Origin of the sequence: Bradyrhizobium sp. URHD0069, from assembly GCF_000701345.1 — a bacterium.
Classification (GTDB): Bacteria; Pseudomonadota; Alphaproteobacteria; order Rhizobiales; family Xanthobacteraceae; genus Bradyrhizobium.
In genome coordinates this window covers 1-2,428 of sequence record NZ_JNIJ01000114.1, presented here as the reverse complement: position 1 = coordinate 2,428, position 2,428 = coordinate 1, and the positions used below count along the sequence as shown (strand labels likewise).

Below are 2,428 nucleotides of genomic sequence, written 5' to 3'. Positions count from 1 at the left end.
GTGAAGATTTCTCTTGCCAACTCGGAGCCGTCCACACATGGCACAAAGCCGACCTAGTTCTCGCAGGGACGAATGTCCGCTGCTGAGGGAAAAGCGGATATCGACGTTCCATAAGATCTGATTTGCGAATGCTTGAGTAACCGCTGACCAAACCGCATACGGTGGTATGCCGTTTGTATGGAGCGCGCGGTCGCATATCTTCGAGTTTCCACGCAACAGCAGCAGCGCTCCGGCCTCGGGATCGAGGCGCAAAGGCAGCAATCGAGCGCTTTGTCGCGGCCGAGTCGCTGACCATCATCGAAGAGTATGCCGAGTTCGAGACCGGGAAGGGCGCTGATGCCCTCGATAGGCGCCCGCAGCTTGCGGCTGCCTTGACTGCGGCCAGGAAGGCAAGGTGCAGCATCGTTGTTTCGAAGCTGGATCGGCTTTCGCGCGATGTTGCGTTTGTCTCGGGCTTAATGGCTCAAAGGGTGCCGTTCATTGTTGCTGAACTCGGCCGGGAGGTCTCCTCATAGTGGGTGGAAATTGTCAAAAGACCAGTTTCCAGAATTCGTAAGCTGCGAGGCCGAACTTGGCGAGTGCAGTGCCGGTCTCACACCATTTGTTCACGTGCCTCAGAACGCGCCTAAGCTGGGGGCTATCGATCCTGGGTGGGCTCTGAGCTTCCGCAAGACCCCCTGCGCAGGAGAGAGCCCAGGAGCGAAGGTGCCTCGCCGAGGGTCATCGGCTTTTCAGGTGCTTCAAACTTTTGCTTCGCGTGCCGCAATGTATTCGCCAACCTTTTCATCAGCTTGATCTGCGATGAGGGTCCCAGCCGAGCGCTAAAAATGTTGTCTCCCCTCCGCCAAATCGAAGCTCAAGACACTCAAGGGCTTTGTAAATGTTGAACCATGAGGGCTCTTTGCCGAAGTACATCAGTGCTTCATGCAATAGGTCATCATTTTCCACTGTGCTTGCCCAGGCTTGGACTTCGCTCCTTTGCGGCGCAGAGGGATCGGGTTGCCATCATGCCGCCACCACCATATCCGCCGGCAACATGTGCCGGATCATGCCCAACAGCACCTCAATCCGGCCCATGCTGTCGATCTCGTCGACTGTCGCGCAGGCCTCATGGGCACCACAGCCGCGTCGATATGCACCGGTGCCCCCCGCTCATCCATGTCGTCCCACGCGACTGCAACGGAACCCGAACGGGTTAGCTGACATTCATCCGTCGTTAAGACGCGGTGCTGCAAACAGGTTCGGGGCTCCATAAGGAAAATGCAAAACATGAAGAAAATTACACTTGGATTCGCTGCCGCAGCGTTGCTCGGCTTGGCATCGTTCTCGGTCCCGGCAGCGGCATTCCAGGCACCTATGCCAGGAGCGGCAGCAACTTCGGACGCCGTGCCCGTACAGTTTCGCTACCGTGACCATCGCCTCTGCAAGGTTCGCACCGTGGTCACACGATATCATGGCCGTCGGGTTGTGAAGAAGGTTCGAACCTGCCGATAAGCGCACTATCTCGACAAGAGGCGGTCGGTCTAAACCCGGCCGCTTTTTTTCAGGCTCCGCCTGCATCAAACAATCGGTTCGATTGCCTGACCGCGACCATGATTTCATATAACCGAGGGCGCCTTCGCATCATAAGCGTTGAGCAGATCCGGCAGTGGGCGTGCGAATGCGATGAAGATGCGCGCTCGCACTACCGGCGGATATTCACCCTCAAATAAAAGCTTTGCGTCGGACGATCAGCAGATCAGCAATCCGGCATAGCTGGATTCCTAATGCCTCTTACGCTTTCTTTTCAATAGCCTACGGGAATCCGACTGACAGAAGCCGTGCGCGGAACAAGCGCTGCACGATCAGGTTGTGTCAGTGGAAGTGGGGGGGGGGCGCCATGGCACGATACTTTTTCCATCTCGTTGCGGGAGATCATTTAATATTGGATGAGGAAGGAACGGAACTACCTGATTTAGCGGCTGCCCAGCGCGAAGCCAAACTCGGCGCTCGTGAGCTTTTGGGAGAAGCAATCAAGAGCGGCGAGGAAGCGGTGGCGGATGGTTTCGTGATTGCAAACGAAGCAGGGCACACCCTTGAAACTTTCTCATTCTCAGAGATCATGCCGAAACCGTTTCGGAGGTGAGTTTGTCGCGCGTTCTCATCAACACAAGGAGAGCGGGATGGCGAAAAAGCAAACTAGTCGCGGACGCAAACAGGATTGGGCTCGCGTGGCGGGCGGGCAGGATTACGAGGTCCGCTATGAGGCAAAGAAAACCGGCAAATCCAGAGCCGCTTGATCCGCGATTGCATGGAATGGCCGAAACCGCAGAAGCGATCTTTCCCTTAGCGAGTCCAGCTCCGCCAACAGTTGTGCTCGCGGCTACCGTTCCTCGCCTGGGGCTGCGGGTGGTGAAATAGGAAAAACCCGCCGGCGTGAATCGGCGGG

At 56.8% G+C, this 2,428-nt stretch carries 2 protein-coding genes and 1 pseudogene; all 3 read left to right on the top strand.

From position 1 onward, the window contains the following. Positions 1–177 precede the first annotated feature (177 nt). Positions 178–506: pseudogene (locus tag N554_RS36785) on the top strand (recombinase family protein); the annotation flags it as partial. A gap of 1,373 nt (positions 507–1,879) precedes the next feature. Further along, entirely contained in the window at positions 1,880–2,125 is a 246-nt protein-coding gene (locus tag N554_RS0130420) for a DUF6894 family protein (RefSeq protein ID WP_029586890.1), read from the top strand. 37 nt (positions 2,126–2,162) lie between these two features. Next, positions 2,163–2,279, top strand: coding sequence for a DUF3606 domain-containing protein (locus tag N554_RS42505; protein ID WP_156042201.1), 117 nt, complete (start codon positions 2,163–2,165; stop codon positions 2,277–2,279). Positions 2,280–2,428: the final 149 nt, after the last annotated feature.

Coding starts and splice junctions, on each gene's coding strand:
- N554_RS0130420 (WP_029586890.1), top strand. CDS start 1,880: ATGGCACGATACTTTTTCCATCTCGTTGCGGGAGATCATTTAATATTG.
- N554_RS42505 (WP_156042201.1), top strand. CDS start 2,163: ATGGCGAAAAAGCAAACTAGTCGCGGACGCAAACAGGATTGGGCTCGC.